This window comes from Arthrobacter sp. ISL-65 (assembly GCF_018613795.1).
Taxonomy (GTDB): Bacteria; Actinomycetota; Actinomycetes; order Actinomycetales; family Micrococcaceae; genus Arthrobacter.
The window spans coordinates 116,218-137,677 of record NZ_JAGGPN010000009.1 but is presented as its reverse complement, the minus strand read 5'-3'; the positions used below and the strand labels follow the sequence as shown (position 1 = coordinate 137,677).

General features: G+C 66.3%; 17 protein-coding genes. 4 read left to right on the top strand and 13 right to left on the bottom strand.

The window, feature by feature from the left end; translation table 11 throughout:
• Window positions 1-33: 33 nt before the first annotated feature.
• Window positions 34-1,725, top strand: a complete 1,692-nt coding sequence (locus tag J7I85_RS04745; RefSeq protein ID WP_214847283.1) for a cell wall metabolism sensor histidine kinase WalK — start codon at window positions 34-36, stop codon at window positions 1,723-1,725.
• Window positions 1,726-1,769: 44 nt separating this feature from the next.
• Here the strand turns inward: J7I85_RS04745 and J7I85_RS04740 are convergent, their stop codons facing one another.
• Window positions 1,770-2,318 carry a TetR/AcrR family transcriptional regulator gene (locus J7I85_RS04740; RefSeq protein WP_214847365.1) on the bottom strand — a complete coding sequence of 183 codons (549 nt, stop codon included), beginning with the start codon at window positions 2,316-2,318 and terminating at the stop codon, window positions 1,770-1,772.
• A gap of 297 nt (window positions 2,319-2,615) precedes the next feature.
• Here J7I85_RS04740 and J7I85_RS04735 point away from each other — a divergent pair, with 297 nt between their 5' ends.
• The gene (locus J7I85_RS04735) at window positions 2,616-2,927 is read left to right on the top strand and encodes a hypothetical protein (RefSeq protein WP_214847281.1); all 312 of its coding nucleotides are present in this window, start codon (window positions 2,616-2,618) and stop codon (window positions 2,925-2,927) included.
• On the opposite strand, the gene J7I85_RS04730 is transcribed toward J7I85_RS04735, so the two are convergent.
• The 11 genes from J7I85_RS04730 to J7I85_RS04680 form a co-directional block, all read right to left on the bottom strand.
• Window positions 2,924-4,120 carry an McrC family protein gene (locus J7I85_RS04730; protein WP_214847359.1) on the bottom strand — a complete coding sequence of 399 codons (1,197 nt, stop codon included), beginning with the start codon at window positions 4,118-4,120 and terminating at the stop codon, window positions 2,924-2,926. The two genes, J7I85_RS04735 and J7I85_RS04730, sit on opposite strands and share 4 nt — an antisense overlap.
• 88 nt (window positions 4,121-4,208) lie before the next feature.
• Window positions 4,209-6,440: an McrB family protein gene (locus J7I85_RS04725; protein WP_214847279.1), complete on the bottom strand. Its 2,232-nt coding sequence runs from the start codon at window positions 6,438-6,440 to the stop codon at window positions 4,209-4,211.
• A gap of 54 nt (window positions 6,441-6,494) precedes the next feature.
• Window positions 6,495-6,785, bottom strand: a complete 291-nt coding sequence (locus J7I85_RS04720; protein ID WP_308159391.1) for a hypothetical protein — start codon at window positions 6,783-6,785, stop codon at window positions 6,495-6,497.
• A 2-nt stretch (window positions 6,786-6,787) separates the two neighbouring features.
• The gene (locus tag J7I85_RS04715; protein ID WP_102973233.1) at window positions 6,788-7,216 is read right to left on the bottom strand and encodes a thioesterase family protein; all 429 of its coding nucleotides are present in this window, start codon (window positions 7,214-7,216) and stop codon (window positions 6,788-6,790) included.
• A gap of 59 nt (window positions 7,217-7,275) precedes the next feature.
• The gene (locus J7I85_RS04710) at window positions 7,276-9,375 is read right to left on the bottom strand and encodes an ABC transporter ATP-binding protein (protein ID WP_374102434.1); all 2,100 of its coding nucleotides are present in this window, start codon (window positions 9,373-9,375) and stop codon (window positions 7,276-7,278) included.
• Window positions 9,372-11,105, bottom strand: a complete 1,734-nt coding sequence (locus J7I85_RS04705; protein WP_214847347.1) for an ABC transporter ATP-binding protein — start codon at window positions 11,103-11,105, stop codon at window positions 9,372-9,374. Before J7I85_RS04705 ends, J7I85_RS04710 begins: the two co-directional genes overlap by 4 nt.
• A gap of 329 nt (window positions 11,106-11,434) precedes the next feature.
• Window positions 11,435-13,411 (bottom strand): MDR family MFS transporter, encoded by a 1,977-nt coding sequence (locus tag J7I85_RS04700; protein ID WP_251023945.1) that lies wholly within the window; start codon window positions 13,409-13,411, stop codon window positions 11,435-11,437.
• A 61-nt stretch (window positions 13,412-13,472) separates the two neighbouring features.
• Window positions 13,473-13,970: a MarR family winged helix-turn-helix transcriptional regulator gene (locus J7I85_RS04695; RefSeq protein WP_214847274.1), complete on the bottom strand. Its 498-nt coding sequence runs from the start codon at window positions 13,968-13,970 to the stop codon at window positions 13,473-13,475.
• Between the two features lie 224 nt (window positions 13,971-14,194).
• Window positions 14,195-15,946 carry a thiamine pyrophosphate-binding protein gene (locus tag J7I85_RS04690; protein ID WP_214847272.1) on the bottom strand — a complete coding sequence of 584 codons (1,752 nt, stop codon included), beginning with the start codon at window positions 15,944-15,946 and terminating at the stop codon, window positions 14,195-14,197.
• Window positions 15,943-17,055, bottom strand: a complete 1,113-nt coding sequence (gene speB, locus J7I85_RS04685; RefSeq protein ID WP_214847270.1) for an agmatinase — start codon at window positions 17,053-17,055, stop codon at window positions 15,943-15,945. The genes J7I85_RS04690 and speB overlap by 4 nt, the downstream gene beginning before the upstream one ends.
• Before the next feature lie 167 nt (window positions 17,056-17,222).
• A complete protein-coding gene (locus tag J7I85_RS04680) occupies window positions 17,223-17,798 on the bottom strand; it encodes a helix-turn-helix domain-containing protein (RefSeq protein WP_214847268.1) in 576 nt (191 codons plus the stop codon).
• 291 nt (window positions 17,799-18,089) lie between these two features.
• Here J7I85_RS04680 and J7I85_RS04675 point away from each other — a divergent pair, with 291 nt between their 5' ends.
• Entirely contained in the window at window positions 18,090-19,613 is a 1,524-nt protein-coding gene (locus J7I85_RS04675; RefSeq protein WP_214847266.1) for a sodium:solute symporter, read from the top strand.
• Between the two features lie 167 nt (window positions 19,614-19,780).
• On the opposite strand, the gene J7I85_RS04670 is transcribed toward J7I85_RS04675, so the two are convergent.
• The gene (locus J7I85_RS04670) at window positions 19,781-20,017 is read right to left on the bottom strand and encodes a hypothetical protein (protein ID WP_214847264.1); all 237 of its coding nucleotides are present in this window, start codon (window positions 20,015-20,017) and stop codon (window positions 19,781-19,783) included.
• 247 nt (window positions 20,018-20,264) lie between these two features.
• On the opposite strand from J7I85_RS04670, the gene J7I85_RS04665 reads away from it, so the two are divergent.
• A complete protein-coding gene (locus tag J7I85_RS04665; RefSeq protein WP_214847262.1) occupies window positions 20,265-21,449 on the top strand; it encodes a VIT1/CCC1 transporter family protein in 1,185 nt (394 codons plus the stop codon).
• Window positions 21,450-21,460: the final 11 nt, after the last annotated feature.

Genomic DNA, 21,460 nt, shown 5'->3' with positions numbered 1-21,460 from the left:
TTTCTCACGCCCCGTCCGGATGGACCCGCGCCCATGAGCAGTATCGCCTGGAAGGATTCCTCCGGCAGGATCCTGCTCTTCCGCCGGCCCTTCCACGAGTATTCCCTGCGGGTCAGGGTGATGCTGAGCCACATGCCGCTCTCCGTGACGGCAGGAATCACAGCTTTTCTTATTCTGGCGTTCTTCCCTGAAACGCTGCTCCATCCCCTTTTCATCAGTTTTCTGCTGTCACAGGCAGTAATACTGATCCTTTGCTACGCCGTGCCCTGGCACCGGCTGCCGTATCCGTCTTTCCTGGCAATACCTCTCCTGGACCTGGTGTCGATCTGCCTGGGCAGGGAAGGCGGCCAGGACAGCCTGACGGGACTCAGCCTCATGGCCGTTTTTCCGGTCATCTGGCTGTGCGCCTCCGGGCTGTTCCCCAAAGCCGCGGTGGCACTATCCTTCTTCGGTCCGTTGGGAATCATCTGGGTGCCGCTGTTTCTCCACGGCGCCGTCTCCGGCCAGGACCTGGCGCGCTCCTTCCTGCTGCCGGTGATGATGCTGGGCATCGGCGTGACCGTGTCCGTCATGACGCTCAGCATGGTCCGGCAGCAGCGGGACCTGGAGGAGCAGCAGCGCGACCTGGAAGAAAAGGACTCGCAGCTCCGCGGCGTGCTGTCCAGAAGCAAGCGCCAGGAACGGCTGCTGAACACGGTCCTGGACACGGTGCACCTGGGCGTCCTCGCCGTCGATGCGCAGGGCCATGACATCCTGATGAACCGCAAGCAGCGCAAGCACCACCTGCTGGCAACGCCGCCTACCATCGACGACCCGAATGAGTCACAGCTGCTGGTGTTCTCCGCCGACCGGACAACCCTGGTCCCCGTCCACCAGCGGCCCGTCCGGCGCGCTGTCCTCGGCGAGCAATTTACCGACTACCTGGTGTGGCTCGGAGCGGGCGCCGAACAGCGTGCCATCTCCACCAGTGCGAGGCCCATGAAGGACCAGGACGGGAACTTCGCCGGCTCCGTCATTGTGTTCAGCGACGTCACCGAACTGGTGAATGCCCTGGCTGCCAAGGACGATTTCGTCTCCAACGTCTCCCACGAATTCCGGACCCCGCTCACCTCGATTCTTGGTTACGTCGAGCTTCTGTTGGACGACGACGACGACCTCACCGACTCCCAGCGCGGCCCCCTGGAAATCATCCGGCGGAACTCGGAGCGGCTGCTCACGCTGGTCTCGGACCTGCTCTCCAGCCGCAACGGCCAACTGCTGGTCACCCCGAAGGCCGTGAACGTGGCCGAGCTGGTGCGCACCAGCGTCACCGCCGCCCTGCCGCGCGCCGCGGAATCCGGCATCCACCTGCGCGCCGACGCCCCGGAGAGGCTGGAGGCCCACGTCGATGCCGCTCGTATCTCGCAGGTGTTGGATAACCTCGTATCGAACGCCATCAAATACTCTCCCGACGGCGGCGACGTGGTGGTGTCGCTGCGCGCTGAGGCCGGCCACATAACGTGCAGCGTGAGCGATACAGGCATGGGGATGAGCCAGCAGGACCAGGAGGAGGTCTTCGCCAAGTTCTTCCGGTCCGCAGCCGTCCGCAATTCGGCGATTCCCGGCGTCGGGCTGGGGCTGTCCATCAGCAAGGCCATCGTGGAAGCCCACGGGGGCAGGGTCTCGCTGCGAAGCGAAGTCGGGAAAGGCACCACGTTTACGTTTGCGGTGCCGGTGCAGAACTGAGTTCTTGACCGCGGCGTTTGGCGGGTGGCTGCGTCCTCTGCGGGTTACGCCCGGTGGTCCTCGATTAGCCAGCCGGCCAGCCGGCGGGCGCGCCGGGCGGCGTCAAGGTCGCCCTCCGCCGCGGAGATGATCGAGCCCTTCATGAGGATGTGCCAGGACCGGGAGAAGTCGTCGGTCCGCTGCAGCCCGGCCTCGTCCGCCAGCTGCTTCACGTGACCGCGGATCTTGGCGAGGTAGTCGATGCTGGCGCGTCCTAGCGGATGCGAGGCGCCCATCTCCAGCAGCACGTTGATGAAGGAACAGGCTTCAAAGTCGGTGCGGTGGAACCAGTCGGAGAAGACATCGAAGATGGCAAGCAGCTGTTGCTCGGGGGTGTCCGCCCTGCGCCGGGCCTCCCCCACGATGGCGTTGACGGTCCACACCTGGTCGCGTTTCTCGAGGAACGCCAGTACCAGCTCGTCCTTGGACGCGAAGTGGCGGTAGAAGGTGGCCTTTGCGACGCCGGAGCTGCGGATGAGTTCATTGATGCCGACGTCCCGGACGCCACGGCGGGCAAAGAGGTCGTAGGCCGCGTTGACGATTCGTTCATGCATGCTGGTAGCACCGGACGCCGCAATCTCCTCGCCATACGTCCGGCCTCCCGGTGTGAGCGGGACACCCGGCGTGGCGGCCGGCTGCGGTCCAGTCTGAAGCCCTGCGGAAGGAATTCTCCCGGTGCTCCACGGCTCGGAGCTGGGTACCTCTGCCATTACAAACAGTCTAACCCAAAATGCGAGACAGACCTGTCTGTCTTGGGATATTGTTCATCCAGGTCAGTGCAATGTTCGCGCAGCAGCCTTGGCCCGTTCAGAGCTCAAGGTTGAACCGGAAAGTCGAAGTAATGAGTGATCATGATGACGGATTACCTGCAGTTGGATGCCCACAGCTTTCTCCCACCCGACGTTCCGCACTCTGACGCGCGGGACTCTGACGCGCGGCAGGACACCATTACTGACCCCACATCCGATCCACTCCGGCGGCAGGTCCTGGGCATCATCTCGGATGTGCTCGACGACAGTGACCCGGACGGCGCCGACGCCAGAAGCCACCTTCGGCATTGCCTGGCGCACAATGCCGGATCTCCGGAGAAGGCCCTCCTCGAGCATTTGCTCTCCCTGCACGGTTCGGAGCTGCACGGCGAGCCGGGGGATCCCCAGGACTAGCGGCCGAGGCTCGCCTGGCGCACCACTTCTCCCCAGGACTGCTCGGCAAGGTCGGCGACCGCTGCCAGGATCTCCGACGGCGGCCGGGAAAGATCGAGGGGAAACTCGACGATGTCGATGTCGGTGTTGAGTATCCGCCTCAGCTTCACCTCACCGGCCCCCGCGTAGACCAGCCAGGCGGTGGGCACGCGCAAGGCAGTGCAGTAGGCCAGCATCTGGAAATGGTCCGCCGACAGGGATGCGCCACGGTCAGTGCCCGCGCGGTACTGGGCGTCGTATACCACCACCGGCCGGCCGCCCAGCAGGTGCACGGCATCCGGGCGCACGGTCAGCCGGTCCGAGTCCCGGACCGCCTCGTTCAGCAGCGCGTTGTACTGCAGCCTCATCTCGCCGGGAAAGGCCGCCATGGCCCGGCGCAGCGCCGCGCCGACGAAATCCTCGAAGACCTTGCCCATGTCGACGACGAAGGACGCCGTCTGCTGCTTGCCCTCCCCCGCCTCCGCGGAAGCATTGCGCAGGATCACCTCGGAGAGCCTCAGCGCCGAGTGATAGCGGAGGTTCATCCGGCTGGCCCGCCACGGCGGAAGCGGAGCACCGGAGTGGAGGCGGGTGACGCCGTCGAGCTTTCCCTTCAGCTGCCGCAGGCGGCTCAGCACATCGGGGCGAACGCCCGGGACACGGGACATGCGCTCGAGTGCGGCACGCAGGATGCGGTTCTCCGGGATGTCCTCGGTGAACTCGTCGTAGGACACTTCCAGCGGCACGAGCATTCCGGGCCGGCGCGATATCTGGTCCGAGATGCGGATGCGGCCCTTGACGGTGCGGAGCGACTCGTCGACGGTGACGTAGCCCTGCAGGACGCCTCGCTGCAGGGCACGCTCGGCGAGCTGCACCAGCGATGCCGCCAACGCGCTCCACAGCTCGGCGTCCTCGTCGGCCGCCACGGTGTCGTCGCGGAAGCCCTGGTCCCCGGCGTGGCTCAGCAGAAAGAGCAGCCGGCTCAGCCCGAGCCGGTCCTTGGGACGCACATCAAGCTGCACCCGCGGGGTGCGCACGGACCCCACCATGCCGACGGGCTCGATCCGGAACAGTCCCATGCCCATCGGCGTTGCCTTGGCCAGGCCGCTGGAGTTCAGGAAGGCGGCGCTTTCGGCGTCGAGCTTCTCCACGGTGCCGCCGGAGAGTTCGTCCAGGACGATGTGCCGCAGTGCTTGGGCAGAGCCGCGGCCGCCGCCGGTTCCGGGCCGCGCGGAGCCGGCAGACACACCGAAGCCGGCGGGGCTAGCGAGCCGCAAGGCGCCCCAGCAGCTGGTCCAGCCCGAAGCGCTCTTCCAGCTGGGCCCGGTTCAGCTGCCCGTGGTAGTGCTCCTCCAGCAGCGGCATGAGCTCGTACTTCCAGATCCGGCGCAGACCGGCTGGGGTCTGCGCGGCCTTCTTCATGAAGTAGGACGGCCCGATCATGAGGTCCCGGTCCCACTCGTCGATGGCCTGGTTGAGCGCGTCGAGCAGCAGCGCCGGCGTCGTGTCCAGCTGCCGGGCCTCCAGGAACCGCAGCAGCGACCCCTTCACCGGCTCGGTCTGCGGGTGCAGTTCGATGAACGCGAAGCGGCGGCGGATCGCGGCGTCCATCATCGCGATGGAGCGGTCCGCGGTGTTCATGGTGCCGATGATGTACAGGTTGTCCGGGAGCGTGAACGGCTCGTTGGGGCTGTACTGCAGGTAGATCCGGTCATCCCGGTATTCCAGCAGGAAGTACAGCTCGCCGAACACCTTGGCCAGGTTGGCGCGGTTCATCTCGTCGATGATCAGGAAGTACGGCTTCGACTCGTTGCCCGGTTTCGCCGCCTCCTCCGCGAGCCGGCGCAGCGGCCCGGCCACAAGCTTGAACGAAACCTGGCCTTCGTCGGTCTTGTCCGGCCGGTACCCCTCGAAGAAGTCCTCGTAGGCGTAGGACGGATGGAACTGAACGAGCTTCACCCGCTCGTCGGTGCTGTCCTGCGCCAGCTCGGCGGCGAGGTGCTTGGCGAGGTAGGTTTTGCCGGTTCCCGGCGGGCCGTACAGCACCAACTGCCGGTTCTCCTCCAGCAGATCGGCGATCTCCTGCAGCGGCTCCACCTCCATATGGAGGGAGTCCGCGAACTCCCGCGTCACCGGACGGAAGCCGCCCAGCACGGGGAGGGCGACGGTGGCCGGTGACTCATCGGCGTCGGGCTCGGTTTCCGCCTCGGCGGGCAGCAGCGCCTGCAGTGCCTGCACCACCCGGGTGACGTCGACGACGATGCCCGGGGTGGCCAGCTGGCGCTGAATGTGCCGCGGCAGGTCGGTCACGGCGTGGGCTTCGTCGAACCAGCGCACCTTGCGGCGCATCCGCCGGTTGTCCCCGTTATGGTCCGGTTCCCCGAGCACGACGCCGATCCGGACGGCTCCGGCGTTCTGGTACAGGGCGAAGTCGCCCGGCTTCATCACGGTCAGGAAGGCGAAGACGGCGGTTTTGGTGTCCTCCCGCTCCACATAGCCGAGGTGCTTGTAGTCCTCGTCCACGGCGTGCTGGACCAGCCCGGCGGTAACGCCGGCGTCGAGCAGGCGGAGGTGTTCGACGTCGAGCGTCACCTTCTCCTCTGCCTGCCAAGTAGCCAGGAGGTCGGCGTTGTCGTGGTGGGTGCGCAGCAGCCAGGCGCGGCGGCCGGGATCCCCGACCTTCCGCCACTGGCTCACCAGCTGCCGGGCGTACCAGTCGATGCGCTGGCCGGCCTGCTCATCCAGGTGCAGGCGGATGCGGCGGATGTCGGCGGTGATTTCCTCCTCGCTGTCCCCCTTGGCCCCGCCGACGAGGGAGGCGAAGGCGTCCCTGATCTCCTGGCGTTCGATGTCGGCCACCACCGGCTCGAAGTAGCTGGGCCAGGCGAGGTATTCGATGCTGCGCCGGATGGCCGGCTGGTCCTCGGGAGTGCCGGCCGCCAGCAGGTGGAACGCCAGCGGATCCTTCAGCGCCTTATTGATGACGGCGGCGGACTGCCGGTCGACGTTCTGGACGAACCGGCAGAGCCATTTCAGGTGGTCCCATATTGTCCAGTTGAACTCGGCAGTCCGGTCGCGGATGACGCCGTGGTCGGTCATGCCCTGGTACAGCTCCTCCGGGAGCTGCAGGGGCGGCTCGAGCCAGGACGCCGCCTCGGCGACGCGGGCCCGCTTGACCTTGAGCGACTTGACCTCGTGCGCCAGCGGCAGGGACTGCAGGAACAGGAGCTCCACGGCCAGCTGCTTCGCGGAAGGGGACGCGTCCGCCAGGTTGTGCCGCAGGTTGGTCATCATCGGGGCCTTGGCGTCCGCGACTCCCCGCTCAAGCCGTTCCAGCAGTTCCGCCGCGGCCTCTGCCGTCCACGTCTGTGTGCGGCCGTCCAGCGCCGACGGCCTGCCCTGCAGCCCCGCGCCAAGCACGAACCACGCGGCGTCTTCGATCTCTTTGGAGATTCCGAGGGCGCGGTGCATGGCAGGCTTTGGGGCGGGGGTCATGCGTTCAAATTTACAGGGTTAACCTGAGCGCGAGCACCATGGTCGCCCCGAAAGCTACTTCCCGGTAACAGCCGGCAGCCGCTTCCGGCCGAAGGCGAAATAGCAGCCCGGGCCGATGAAGTTGATCAGCGTGGCCAGCCGCCAGAACATCTTGGAGCCGCGGATCTGCTCGGCGGGCCGGCGCGAAAGGTCGCGCTGGGCCGCCGCGAGGAAAGCGAGCTGCGCGGCTCCAATCACGATGGTGCCGGCGCGGGCAGCAGGCGGAAGTTCCTTCCAGGACTTGTTCTTCTTCCAACCTGCTTTTTTCGTTCCCAGGTCCCACGTTCCCGCGCGCTTCGTTTTCACAGTCAATGCTCCTTGCGCTCAATGAAGGGCTCCAGCAGCTGCTTCTGCTCCGGAGTCAGCCGCAGTACCCTTCCGGTGGCTTCATCGACAAAGGCCAAGTGGCTTGAGGCCTTCACACAATCGTCGCCAGTTACCGGGTCCTGCACAAGGTAGTGAATGTCGAAACTCGCGCCCTTGACGGCCCCGACCCATACCTGGACCGCCGCCGGAACGTTGCGGTACTCGAGGGTCTTCACGTACCGGATCCGGTGGTCCACCACGAGCGCCATGGTCCCCTTGGGAACCTCGTTGAACAGCGACACGTGGGGATCTATCCCGGGCAGCCCGGCACCGGCGGGCGGGCCGAAGGCAGCGATGCGCGCCTCCTCCAGCATGCGGACGATCTGCACGTTGTTGATGTGCCCGTAGGCGTCCATGTCCCCCCAGCGCATGGGCACGAGTACCTCAATGCGCTGGGAGTCCGCGTGGCCGCCTCCGGGGTTCGCGGCGGTCAGCTGCGCACCGCCGTCGAATCGTCCACGGGCGTCTCCTCGGCATCCGTGCCGGCGAACTGCGACATGTACAGCCGGTAGTAGGCGCCTTCTGCGGCGAGGAGGGTCTGGTGGTTGCCCTGCTCCACGATCTTGCCGTTCTCCATGACCAGGATGGTGTCGGCGTCGCGGATCGTCGACAGGCGGTGCGCGATGACGAAGCTGGTCCGGTCCGTGCGCAGCGCGGCCATGGCCTTCTGCACCAGGAGTTCCGTGCGGGTGTCCACCGAACTGGTTGCCTCGTCCAGGATGAGCAGCGACGGGTTGGCCACGAAGGCGCGGGCGATGGTGATGAGCTGCTTTTCACCGGCGCTGACGTTGTTGCCCTCCTCGTCAATGACGGTGTCGTAACCGTCGGGCAGCGCCCGGACGAAGCGGTCCACGAACGTGGCCTTGGCCGCCGCCATGACCTGGTCCTCGGTGGCGTCCAGCTTGCCGTACCGGATGTTGTCGTAGATGGAGCCGCCGAACAGCCAGGCGTCCTGCAGCACCATGCCCACCTTGGAGCGCAGCTCCGCCCGGCTCAGCTGGGTGACGTCCACGCCGTCGAGCGTGATGGAACCGCCGTTGAGCTCATAGAAGCGCATGACCAGGTTAACGAGGGTGGTCTTGCCCGCACCGGTGGGTCCGACGATGGCCACGGTGTGGCCCGGCTCCGCGGTGAAGGACAGGTTTTCGATCAGCGGCTTGTCCGGCGTGTAGCTGAACGTGACGTCTTGGAACTCCACGTGGCCGTCTGTCTTGGCCGGCAGGTGCCGCGTGGCGGTCTCGGCGTCCTGCTCATCCGCGTCCAGGAACTCGAACACGCGCTCGGCGGATGCAACACCGGACTGCAGCATATTGGCCATGCCCGCCATCTGCCCCAGCGGCTGGGTGAACTCGCGCGAGTACTGGATGAAGGCCGTGGCGTCGCCCAGGCTCATGCTGCCCGAGGCGACCCGCAGGCCGCCCACGACGGCGATGCCGACGTAGCTGAGGTAGGAGACGAACTGCATCACGGGGAAGATGATGCCGGACACGAACTGCGCGCCGAAGCTGGCCTTGTACAGGGCCTCGTTGCGCTCCTCGAAACGTTCCAGCATGTCGGTGTCGCGGCCGAAGACCCGCACCAGGTCATGCCCGGAGAAGGATTCCTCGATCTGGCCGTTCAGCTCACCGGTGTTCTTCCACTGCGCTGCGAACAGCTTCTGGCTGCGGGCGCCGATCACGCCGGCCGCGGCACCGGAAAGCGGCAGCGCAATGAGGGCGATCAGGGCCAGCTGCCAAGAGACGATGAACATCATGATGACGATGCCGACCACGGTCAGCACTGAGCTGATGAGCTGGGCGAACGCCTGCTGCAGCGCCTGCTGGACGTTGTCGACGTCGTTGGTTACCCGGGAGAGCACGTCACCGCGCTGGCGGGTGTCGAAGTAGTTCAGCGGCAGCCGGTTGAGCTTCTTTTCCGTGTCGTCGCGGAGCTGTCGGATCACCTTCATGACGATCCTGTTGAGGACATAGCCCTGGAGCCACAGGAAAATGTTGGCCACGAAGTACATCAGCAGCACGGCCGAAATCAGGACGGTCAGCTTTTGGAAGTCGACGCCGGTTCCGGGCACGAGCTCCATCCGGGAGACCATGTCCGCGAAGTTGTTCTGGCCCTGGGCCCGCAGCCCCTCGACGAACTGGTCCTTGCTGACGCCGGCGGGCAGTTGCTTGCCCACCACGCCGCCGAAGATGACGTCCATGGCCTGGCCCAGCACCTTGGGCGCGATGACGTTGAGGATCACGGAGACGATCACCATGCCCACCACGACGTAGATACCGGCGGCTTCCGGTTTCAGCAGGCCCATGAGGCGCTTGGCGGACGGCCAGAAATGCTGGGCCTTCTTGGCGGGCATCGCGCCGAACATGCCGCCGTCGGCCTCGCCCGGCTTGTACTCCTCCTCGACGAAGTCGTCGTCTTCGAGGGCCGGAGCTTCCGTGGCAGCCTGGCCCTGAAGCTTCGCTTCATCCATGCTGGTGCCGCGGTCCTGGCTGGTGCCTGGGATCTGGCTGGTGCCCTTCTTGTCGGCGCTCATGCCACTTCCTCCACGCTCAGCTGGGACTCAACAATTTCCTGGTAGGTGGGCGACGTTTCGAGGAGTTCCTCGTGCGTTCCACGGTCCACGATCCTGCCGTTGTCCAGCACCAGGATCTGGTCCGCTTCCGTGATGGTGGAAATGCGCTGCGCGACGATGATGACCGTGGCGTCGGTGGTGGTGCGCTTGAGGGCGGCACGCAGCCGGGCGTCGGTGGCGACGTCCAGTGCTGAGAACGAGTCGTCGAAGAGGTACACCTTGGGCTTGGTGACCAGGGCGCGCGCGATGCACAGGCGCTGGCGCTGGCCGCCGGACACGTTGGTGCCGCCCTGGGCGATGCGGGACGCAAGCCCGCTGTTCTTTTCCCTCACGAAACCGTCGCCCTGGGCCACATGCAGCGCATCCCAGAGTTCGTCGTCGGTAGCCTCAGGCTTGCCGAAGCGGAGGTTGTGTTCGATGGTTCCGGAAAACAGGTAGGGCCGCTGCGGAACGAGGGCCACCCGCTTGGTGATTTCCGCCCGGTCCAACTGGCTGACCGGGACGCCGTCGAGGAGCACCTCGCCGTCGGCCACGTCGTAGAGTCGCGGCAGCAGTGACAGCAGGGAGGTCTTCCCGGCCCCGGTGGAGCCGATGATGGCCACCGTCTCCCCTGGCCGGGCGGTGAAGCTGATGTTGCTCAGGACCTGGGCTTCGGCCCCGGGGTAGGCGAACGTGACGTTGCGGTACTCCACCACGCCCTCCAACTGTCGGGGCGTGACCGGCTGCTGGGGGTCGTGGATTGACGGTTCGACGTCGAGCACCTCGCCGATGCGGTCCGCGCAGACAGACGCGCGCGGAATCATCATGGCCATGAAGGTGCCCATCATGACCGCCATGAGGATCTGGAGCAGGTACTGCAGGAACGCTGTCAGGGAGCCGACCTGCATGTCGCCGGCGTCCACCCGCTGGCCGCCGAACCAGAGCACGGCGGCGGTGGACAGGTGCAGGATCATGCCGATGGCAGGGAACATCAGGACGAACAGTGCACCGATCTTGAGCGACACGTCCGTCAGTTCCTTGTTGGCCTGGCCGAAGCGCTCCGTCTCATACGGTTCCCGGACGAAAGCACGGACCACGCGGATGCCGATGATCTGTTCGCGCAGGACCTCGTTGATGCGGTCGATCTTCGTCTGCATGGAACGGAACAGGGGCATGAGGCGCACCACGATGTAGCCGACCACCACAATGAGGATGGGGACCGAGACCCAGACCAGCCAGGAAAGGTTGATGTCCTCGCGCAGGGCCATGATGATGCCGCCGACGCACATGATGGGCGTGGACACCATGAAGTTCAGGCCCATCAGCACCAGCATCTGGACCTGCTGGACATCATTTGTGCCGCGGGTGATCAGGGTGGGCGCGCCAAACGCGTTCACGTCCTTGGCCGAGAAGCTGGTCACCGTGCGGAAAACCCCGCGGCGAAGATCGCGGCCCATCGCCATGGCGGTCTTCGACCCGAAGTAGACGCCGGCAATGGCGGTGCCCACCTGGAGGAAGGCCACGAGGAGCATGACGGCCCCGGTGTGCCAGATGAAGTCGGTGTCGCCGCGGGAGACGCCCTCGTCAATGATCTGGGCGTTGAGGCTGGGCAGGTAGAGCGCCGCAATGGTGGATGCCAGCTGGAATGCGATGACAGCCAGGATGTAAGGCAAATACGGTTTGGAGTAACGCCGTATAAGGGATACGAGCATGCTCACGGATCCTTCGGGAGAGCGCGAATGAGTTAAGAGAAGTAATAGCAGACGGGTCTGACAGCCCAAGCCTTCCAACTCTACGAAATCTGTTGCCCGTGCGAAACGTCGCGGGCGAAGATCATCCCAACGGACGACGCCGACTCACTCCCCGAGCGCGAACGGACATTTGGCGCCCCAAGTCCGAGCGCGAACGGACACTTTGGCACCCCACGCCGGTCCCCGCCGTCGTACGCCCTGCCCGCCTAACCAGAGTTTTTGTACAGATATCGGCCTCTCGCCGGGGCTTTGCGGCCATTATCTGTACAAAAACTCCGTTCCCGCGATCGCTATTCGCCGCGGTGCTTGCCGTGCGAGGCGATGTAGTGCGCGGCGGCGCTCTGGAGCTTCCGCTCCTTGGCCAGCCGCCGGTTCAGCGCCTTCAGTTCGGCGCCGACCCGTGCCTGCTCCTGTGCGATGGTTCGCTGCTGCTCAGCCTGCCGGGCCACGGCGCTCAGGGCCGCGGCCAGCTGAAGCTGCTGCTCCGCGAGGAGGCCCTGCGTTTCCTGGATGAGCGGCACCAGGTCCGCAGGCTTGTTGTGCATCTCAGCCAGCATGGTCCGGGCCCGCACCGGCGGTTCGTTCATCGGCAGGACGGCTTCCGCCGCCGGCTGCCGGCAGGGCTGGTAGCTTGGCGCCTTGGCGTCGCCGGCCAGCTGCCGGGTCAGCACTTCGGCGAACTCACGCTCGAGGTCGTCGTCGGAATACTCAGCGGCGGGCAAGCCGGAACCCAGCTCGGCATCCGGTTCAGCGTCAGCAGTAGCCTCCGGACGGATGTCAACGGTCCGGCGCAGCGGCTGCTCCTTGATCAGGAGCACGGCGATGAGAGCGACAACCGCGATGGCGCCGGCGATCAGGAAGATCTCGGCGGTGGCGTCGCCGTAGGCCGCCCGCATGATGTCCCGGATCGGGGCAGGCATGTCGGCCAGGTCTAGGGTGGCGCCGGACGAGCCGGAGCCTGCCTTGATCCCGGCGTCGGCAAGGCCCTGGGTGGCCAGTTCCTTGACCCGGTTGCCCATGATTGCGCCCAGCACGGACACGCCGATCGCGCCGCCCACGGAGCGGAAGAACGCCACAGAAGCACTAGCCGTGCCGATGTCGCTGGCGCTAACAGTGTTCTGTACGGCGAGGACGAGGTTCTGCATGAGCATGCCGAGACCAAGGCCCAGGATCGCCGTGAAGACGCCGGACTGCCACAGTTCCGTGGTGTGGTCCATGGTGCCTGCAAGGCCCAGCCCGCCGATCAGCAGCACGGACCCGGCGACCAGGTAGCGCTTCCACTTGCCGGTGCGGCTGATCATCTGCCCTGAAACCACGGAGCCGATCAGGTTGCCGGCGATCATGGGCAGGGTCAGGAGGCCGGCCTCGGTGGGCGTTGCGCCGCGTGCCACCTGGAAATACTGGCCCAGGAAGGTCGAGGACCCGAACATCGCCACGCCCACGGCCACGGAGGCCCAGATCGCCAGGGCGGTGGTGCGCTCGGAGATGATCTTCAGCGGGATGATCGGCTGCTCAACCTTGGATTCGACCACCACGAGCAGCGCCAGCAGCACAACGCCGCCGCCCACCATCAGTGCCGACTGCCAGGACCACCAGTCGTAGTAGTCGGGGTTGCCGGCGAACGACACCCAGATGAGGAGCAGGCTGACGCCGGTGGTCAGGAGGATGGAGCCGAGCCAGTCGATCTTGGCAGGGCGCTTGACGTGCTGGATCTTGAGGGTGATCTGCAGCAGGATCAGGGCGACGACGGCGAGCGGCACGCAGACGAAGAACGTCCAGCGCCAGCCCAGCGGGCTGTCAACGATGAAGCCGCCAAGCAGCGGTCCGCCGGCCGTGCCGACGGCCATGACCGCACCCATGTATCCGGAGTACTTTCCGCGGTCCCGTGGCGGGATCATGGAACCGATGATCGCCTGGGCCAGCGCGGTCAGGCCGCCCATGGCGATGCCCTGTACAACGCGGGCCGTCAGCAGCAGCGGGATGGTCTGGGACAGGCCGGCCATCACCGATCCCGCCACGAAGATCACGATGCTGAGCTGGACCAGGACCTTCTTGTCGAACAGGTCAGCGAGCTTGCCCCAGACCGGGGTGGTGGCCGCGTTGGCCAGCAGCGCGGCGGTGATGACCCACGCGAAGTCCGTCTGCGTGCCCTTGAGCTCGGACATGATGGTGGGCAGCGCGTTGGCCACGATGGTGCTGCTGAGGATCGCGGTGAAGAAGGCCGCCAGGAGCCCGGTCAGGGCCTCCATGATCTGCCGGTGCGTCATGGGGGCCTGGGGCGGGTGGGCCGAAGGGCGTGACGTGGCCGTCCCGGAGACGGCAGCGTGGCTAGCCAATGAACTGCTCCTTGCGTTTGGTAGTGGTTGTGATGGGGCCGGCCGCCGTTGCCCGGGCGGATTCCCGCAGGGATTCCGCAAGTTTGGAGAGTACTTTCGCCGTCTCCGCGGCGTCCTGCTGGCTCCAGTCCTGGAGGTATTCCTGCAGCGTGGCCACGCGGTGTTCCTCGATCTCGACGAGCTTCGCGCGGCCGGCGTCGGTGAGGGCGACCAGTTGCGCCCGGCCGTCGTCGGGGTCGGGCCGGCGGTGGACCAGCCCGAGTTCCTCAAGCTCTGCGATGTGCCGGCTGAGGACCGGAGCGCTGACGCCCAGCCGTGCGGCCAGGTGCGTGGCGCGGGACTCCTTCTCCCCCACGAAGCGAAGGACGCCCTGCAGCGCGACCCCCGCCTCCAGACCGCGCGAGTTCGAGACGGCCGCGCACCGGACGGCGCGCTGGAGGTCAAAGATCTGACGCACGAGTTCGGCCGCGGTGTTTGGCTCAACTGCCATGATGAATTGCCCCTTATTGCTTGCCTTAGGCAACTATAGCAAGAAATGGTTGCTTTAGGGAACTAAGCAATCCGCGCCAGGCACCCCGTGCGCTTAAAAGGCAGCAGCGCGAACGGACATTTAAGGCCCCGAATCCGGTTGGAAAAGGGGCCGCAAATGTCCGTTCGCGCTGAGAGAGGGTGCTCAAGTCCGTTCGCGCTGGAGGAGCGGCGGAAGGGTGCGGGTCAGGCGTCCAAATGGGTGGGGGCGAACATCTTGAGCAGTGTTTCGACGACGACGACGTTCGGGCCGTCCGCGGCGAAGCCTGCCTTGAGCGCGTCCCCCACGTTTTCCGGGGCCACCCGGGTGGCAGGCACACCGAAGGATTCCGCAAGCTTCACGAAGTCCGGCCGGGCGAGTTCGGTGGCGGTGGCCTTGCCGAAGGCACCCACCATGTATTCGCGGAGGATGCCGTAGCCGCCGTCGTCCACGATCAGCCAGGTGACGGGCACGTTGTGCTGCTTGGCGGTGGCGAGTTCGGCGATGGAGTACATGGCCGAGCCGTCGCCGGAGACCGCGAGAACGCGCGCCGAAGCCGCGGACCTGCCCACGGTTTCCAGGCCCACGGCCCCGCCGATCGCCGCCGGGAAGCCGTAGCCCAGGCCGCCGGCGCCCTGGGCCGAGTGGAACTGCCCTTCGCGGGCGTCCCAGCAGCTCCAGCCCCAGTACGCCGAGATGGTCATGTCCCAGAAAGTCTGCATGTCCGCCGGAACTGCCTCGCGGATGTCGGCCATGAACTTCAGTTCCTTGGCCAGGTCCTGCGATTCCAGCCGTTCCTTCACCTTTCGCAGTGACTCCCGCACAAGGTCCTCGGGCGTGGTTCCGTGCCAGTCGGGCCGGGCGTCGGCGGGCACCACCAGTGAAGCATCGAGGGCCGCGAGCGCCTGGCCGGCGTCGGCACGGATGCCCAGGCCGGGCCGGTTGGATTCCAGGACGCGCGGTTCGGCGTCGATCTGGATGATCCTGCCGCGCGGTTCGAAGGTGAAGTAGTTGGATGTGACCTCGCCGAGCGAGGAGCCGATGACCATCAGGACGTCCGCGTCCTCCAGAAGGTCCGTCATATGCCGGTCCTCAATCCACGACTGCAGCGACAGTTCATGGTTCCACGGGAAGGCTCCGTTGCCGCCGGGCGTGCAGATGACGGGAGCCCGGAGCTTTTCCGCGATCGAGAGCAGCGACTTTTCCGCCCGGCCCCGCCGGGTTCCGCCGCCTGCAATGATGGCCGGACGCTCCGCCGTCGACAGCCATTTCACGGCTTCCCGGACAAGCTCGACGCGCGGCGGGTTGTCCGCCGCTTCGGCCAGCGCATCCTCCACGGGCGGCACCATGATGGGGTCCAGCAGCACATTCTGCGGGACTTCCAGCCACACCGGGCCCTGCGGCGACGAGATCGCCTCGGTCCAGGCATCCTGGATGGCGGACGGAATGCCCGAGGCGTGCTGGATCAGGCGTTGGCTCTTGGTGACGTTGGCGGCCGAGGCCTTCTGGTCATCCAGCTGGTGCAGCATGCCTTTCCGGCGGGCACCCAGACCCTCAAGCGGGATCTGGCTGGCAACCACCACCATGGGCACACCCGTGGCGTACGCTTCCTGCAGCCCGGCGAGCGACGTCAGAGCGCCCGGCCCGGTGGACAGGAACAGCACGCCCACCTCCCCCGTGGTACGTGAGTAGCCGTCCGCCGCAAACGCAGAATTGTTCTCCACGCGGGAGGACACGAACTTCAGGTTGCCCCGGCCCATCGCGTCGAAGAGGCCCAGCGCGTGCTGGCCGGGGATGCCGAAAACCGTCTTCGCGCCCAGCGCCTCGAGGGTCTCGACGACGAGGTCCCCGCCGTTGCGGACACCGGTCCCGGCGCCGGAAGGACCGGCGCCTGCCCCGGAAGGACCGGCGTCTGATCCTGCCGGAGCAGACGCCGGGCCGGGCTCGACTGCGGTCACTGGGGGTACTCCCCCACAGCGGCACGGACAGCGCCATTGCCCGCCGGCGCAGGCGAGGCCGCCGCGAACCCTGCCGGACGGCGGGCTTCCAGGCCCAGAGCCTGGGCGGCGTAGCCGCTCTCGGCACCGAAGCGGTCGCCCGCGACGGTGTTGTCCGCCATGAGGGTAACGAGCTCGTAGGCAACATGGCTGGCGGCCACGCCGGTGATCTCGGCGTGGTCGTAGGCCGGGGCCACTTCAACGACGTCAGCGCCAACCAGGTTCATGCCGCGGAAGCCTCGGATGATCTCCAGCAGCTCCCGGCTGGTTATGCCGCCGGCTTCCGGCGTGCCGGTTCCCGGCGCATGAGCGGGATCCAGAACGTCGATATCCACGGAAATGTAAAGGGGACGGTCCCCGATCCGGTCCCGCACCTTGGCCACAGTCTCAAGGACACCCTGGTAGTAAACGTCTGCGGAGGTGACGATGCCGAACCCAAACCGGTGGTCGTCGTCGAGATCCTTCTTCCCGTACAGCGGGCCGCGGGTGCCGATGTGGCTGATGGCCTCCGTGTCCAGGATGCCCTCCTCCACAGCACGGCGGAACGGCGTGCCGTGGGTGTACTCCGCGCCGAAATAGGTGTCCCAGGTGTCCAGGTGGGCGTCGAAGTGCAGCATGGCAATGGGGCCGCCGGCGCGCTCGGCCGCGGCGCGCAGGAGCGGCAGCGCAATGGTGTGGTCACCGCCCAGGGTGAGCAGCTTGCTGCCGGCCGCCGTCAGGTCCAGGGCGTTCTGCTGGATAGTCTCGATGGCCTCGTTGATGTTGAACGGGTTCACGGCCATGTCGCCGGCGTCGGCCACCTGGCAGTTCTCGAACGGGCTGACATCCCAGGCGGGGTTGTACGGGCGGAGCAGCCGGCTTGCCTCGCGGACGTGGTTGGCACCGAAGCGGGCACCCGGGCGGTAGGAAACACCGGAATCAAAGGGGACGCCCACCACGGTGATGTCCGGCTTGGCCACCTGGTCCAGGCGCGGCAGGCGGGCATAGGTTGCCGCTCCGGCGTAGCGGGGAATACGGGATGAATCGATGGGGCCAAGGTTGCCGTTGGCTTCGATGCGCAGCTCTTCCAAAGGAACGCCTCTCCTTCGAGGATGAATTGTCGACGGTGGGTTGTGACAGCCATCATACACTCGAAGTTGTCCATTGTGCATCGGCTGTTTACCAGGAATCGTGAAAACTGGGCCGAAAAAGACCCGGGCCACCAAAGGTGGCGGCCCGGGTCCAAAGGCCATGAGCGCTACCGGCTGGCGGCCGGCACCAGCACCCAGAGAACCTCGACGGGCTCATCGGTGGGGTTGACCCAGGTATGCGGTTCCCGACCCGGGAAGGTGACGGTATCGCCGGTGGTCAGCTCGTACTCCTCGTTCGTGAGAATGAGATTGATGGTTCCCTTGATCACGTGCAGGACGTCGACGTCGCAGTCAACGGCATACAGCTCCGATTCGCCGCGTCCCCGCGGATCGATGACGGCCTGGATGATCTGCACGCGCCGCTCGGACCGGGCGGTCAGCAGCCGCTCGACGATCCCCTCACCGCCGAGGGAGATCCGGGGACCCGCGCCTCGCTTGGTCAGATGGGTTTCCGGCGCGGCGAACAGGTCGCCAATGGAGATGGACAGCACCTGGCACAGAGTCACGAGGGACGCCACGGACGGCGAGGTCAGGTCCCGCTCCACGCGGCTCAGGAAACCTTTGGTCAATCCGGTGGCGTCGGCCACCTGCTCGATGGTGAGCCGCTGGGACTGGCGCGCGGCACGGATTCTTGAACCGATGGCAACCGGAACATTGCTCGGCTCAACTGGTAGTGCCTTCATTTACGAACCTTTCACGGCCGGCAGCCCGGCCCCATCGTTGCAGTCATATTAGCGGCCCGGCCCTTCCGTGACGCGGGGCAAACCGCACCGCGGAGCTTTGCGTCTTGACTGTTACTCGCCTCACAGCCTACGCTCTAACGCAACAACCGTTGCTTGTGAAACAACTCCCACGAGGAGACGCACAGCACGGAACCCAGCGTTCCCCCAGATTTCCGTTCAGTGCACGCCATCCGGCCAGCCCGTTTCCCCGCTCGGCCCGCAAGCTGCCAAAGCTCCAAGGATCCCCAAATCATGGACGCAAGTTTCGTCAATATCGCCATCGTGGCGATCTACCTGGCCGCCATGCTGGCCTTCGGCTGGTGGGGCAAGTCCCGCACCAAGAACAACAGCGACTTCCTCGTGGCCGGCCGCCGCCTGGGGCCGTTCCTCTACACCGGAACCATGGCCGCCGTCGTCCTGGGCGGCGCCTCCACCGTTGGCGGCGTCGGCTTGGGCTACAAATTCGGCATCTCGGGCATGTGGCTCGTGGTGGCGATCGGCGCCGGTGTGCTGCTGCTGAGCCTTCTCTTCGCCGGCACCATCCAGAAGCTGAAGATCTACACCGTCTCGCAGATGCTGTCCCTGCGCTACGGCAGCCAGGCCACCCGGACATCCGGCATCATCATGCTCGCCTACACCCTGATGCTCTGCGCCACCTCCACGAGCGCGTACGCAACCATCTTCGTGGTCCTGTTCGGCTGGGACCGGGCACTCGCCATCGCCATCGGCGGCGCCATCGTGCTGGTGTACTCGACCATCGGCGGCATGTGGTCCATCACCCTGGCCGACCAGGTCCAGTTCGTCATCAAGACAGTAGGCATCTTCTTCCTCATGCTGCCCTTCACGCTCAACGCAGCCGGGGGCCTGGACGGCATCCGCAGCCGCGTGGAGGCCAGCTTCTTCCAGATCGACGGCATCGGCGTCCAGACGATCATCACCTACTTCGTCGTCTACACCCTCGGCCTGCTGATCGGCCAGGACATCTGGCAGCGCGTGTTCACCGCCAAGACGCCCCGGGTTGCCCGCTGGGGAGGCGCCACCGCCGGCATCTACTGCATCCTCTACGGCGCGGCCGGCGCACTGATCGGCCTCGGCGCGAGGGTGGCGCTGCCCACCATCGACGTCGCCGCCGAAGGCAAGGACGTGGTCTACGCCGAGGTCGCCCAGAACCTGCTGCCCATCGGCATCGGCGGCCTGGTGCTCGCCGCCGCGGTCGCGGCCATGATGTCCACCGCGTCAGGCGCCCTGATCGCCGCGGCCACCGTGGCCCGTGCGGATGTGCTGCCGTTCGTTGCCGGCTGGTTCGGCAAGACCGTCGACACTGACGACTCCGACAACCCCGAGCACGACGTCAAGGCCAACCGCATGTGGGTCCTCGGGCTGGGCATCGTGGCCATCCTCATCGCCATCATCACCAAGGACGTCGTCGCGGCCCTCACCATCGCCTACGACATCCTGGTGGGCGGTCTCCTGGTGGCCATCCTCGGCGGACTCATATGGAAGCGCGGCACCGGCATCGCGGCGGCGGCGTCCATGGCGGTCGGCTCCGTGGTGACGCTCGGCACCATGATCGTCCTGGAGATCAATGCCAAGGCACCGCTGGACGGCGTCTTCGCCAACGAGCCGATCTACTACGGCCTGCTCGCCTCCGCGGTGGTCTACGTGGCAGTGTCGCTGCTGACCAAGCCCACGGATCCCGCGGTCATGAGCCGCTGGTACCGCAGGGTGGCCGGCAGGGACACCGAGGAAGTGCCTGTTTCGGCCGTCGCCCGGTGACCTGCTGCCGGCAGGTTTAGCAATAGCGCACGACGACGGCGGTGCCTCCCAGCGTCAGGAGGCACCGCCGTCGTGGTTTAACGAGTTGGGCTAAAGCAGGAGGGAACGGTCCACGGACGAAACGGACGTCAGTAATTGGAAACGGACGCCAGTGTTGAACTGACGCTTTAGGATTCGAAGCCTTCGTCCGCACGGAACTCGTCGTCCGCATCGCGCGGAACTACCCGTTCGTCGTCGTCGGCTGCCTCGGAGTTGGCGGGAACGACCCGTTCCTCGGAATCGAGGAATTCGTCCTCCGTGTCCCAGTCTTCGTCCACCGGCGCGTCCTCAGCAAAGTCGTAGGCGGGATCGGACTCGATGGTGTGGCGGGTGTCCGGCTCGGGGCGCGATCCGTTGGTGTTCATCAGGCAGACCTCCGTATGGTTGGACTTCCGTACCCGGCGTCGCAGGGGCACATTTTCATCAGATCACTGCGGGTGCAGGCGGTCAAGGGCGTGCGCGTGGGCTGGCGGCTTTGCCTCCGGCAGCCCTAGTTATTGAGGTTTCCCTAAACTTTTGACTAAGGGTTACCGGCCGAAAAGCCGCGAAATTACGCGGTAAAGTGGGCGATGCAATGGGGCCGCATTAGGTCCCATCTATCCAGGAGTTCCCGTGTCTCAGCACGCAAAATCTGACCCTCACACCACCGGCAACGCGTCCGCCCCGTCTGATTCAAGCAACGGCGCGGCACCCAACGGCACCGCCGCACCTCGTACAGAGCCCACCGCCGCGGACATCAAGCGCTGGCGCCAGTACCTCGCGGACGAGCGCGCCGAGGCTGCCGTCTACCGCGACCTAGCCCAGAACCGCTCCGGCGAAGAGCGCGCCATCCTTTTGGCCCTCGCCGAAGCCGAAGGCCGCCACGAGGCGCACTGGCTGAAGCTGCTGGGCGAGCACGCGGGCAAGCCCCGGCACGCCTCCTTCCGCAGCCGCCTCCTGGGCTTCCTGGCCCGGCACTTCGGGTCCGTGTTTGTGCTCGCGCTGGCGCAGCGAGCCGAGGGCCGCTCCCCCTATACCAGGGAACCGTCCGCGACTCCGGCCATGGCGGCGGACGAACAGATCCACGAGGAAGTGGTCCGCGGCCTGGCCACGCGCGGCCGCAACCGGCTGGCCGGCACCTTCCGCGCCGCCGTCTTCGGCGCCAACGACGGCCTGGTCAGCAACCTCTCGCTCGTCATGGGCATGGCCGCCACGGGCGTTGGCAGCGGCGTGGTCCTGCTCAGCGGCATCTCCGGACTCCTGGCCGGCGCTTTCTCCATGGGCGCCGGCGAATTCGTGTCCGTCCGCTCCCAACGCGAGCTCCTGGCCGCCACCCGGCCCACCCAGGTGACGCTGGTGGCGGCACCCCAGCTGGACATCGAACACAACGAACTCCTGCTGGTCTACCTTGCCCGCGGCATGTCGCGCGAGGCCGCCGAACACCGCGTGGCCGAGCGCATGGGCCTCTTCACGTGCGACTGCGATCCGAGCCTCTCGCTCCACCCCGAACTGCCCGAGACCGAGGACGAACACGAAGCCGTGGGCACCGCCTGGGGCGCCGCGCTCTCCAGCTTCTGCTTCTTCGCCTCGGGCGCCATCGTGCCCATCATTCCCTTCCTTTTTGGCATGACCGGGATCGGCGCCCTGATCGTTGCGGCAGTCCTCGTGGGCATCGCGCTGCTGGCCACCGGCGGCACTGTCGGCCTGCTGTCCGGCACCTCGCCGCTGACCCGCGGACTGCGGCAGCTCGCCATCGGGCTGGGAGCGGCCGGCGTCACCTACCTCCTGGGCATGGCGTTTGGCGCTGTCATCACCTGATTGACGAGGAT